1 protein-coding gene is annotated in these 318 nt (G+C 46.5%); it reads left to right on the plus strand.

What is annotated here, in order from left to right; genetic code table 11:
* Nucleotides 1-318 (plus strand): phage baseplate assembly protein V (locus HMPREF3263_RS03730; protein WP_256337393.1); only part of this gene is annotated, 318 nt, incomplete at both ends.

A 318-nucleotide genomic window follows, 5' to 3' on the forward strand; every position in this document is an offset into this window, starting at 1 on the left:
TTAGATGAAGAAGCGGGAGAAGAAGGCAACCGCTATGAAAACACACTTTTCCTGATTCCACACAACAAACCTTGGCGCAGTCCATTAAAACCTCGCCCAATTATTCGTGGTACACAAGTTGCCCATGTTACAGGCCCAGAAGGGGAAGAAATCTATTGTGATGAATGGGGAAGAGTCAAACTGCAATTTCCTTGGGATAGATTAGGCAACTTTGATGAGCACAGCTCTTGTTGGGTGCGCGTGGTACAAGGTTGGGCGGGCGCACAATACGGTAATATGATGATTCCGCGAATTGGCCATGAAGTGTTGGTGAAATTC

Source organism: Haemophilus sp. HMSC61B11, assembly GCF_001838615.1.
Lineage (GTDB): Bacteria > Pseudomonadota > Gammaproteobacteria > Enterobacterales > Pasteurellaceae > Haemophilus_D > Haemophilus_D parainfluenzae_AD.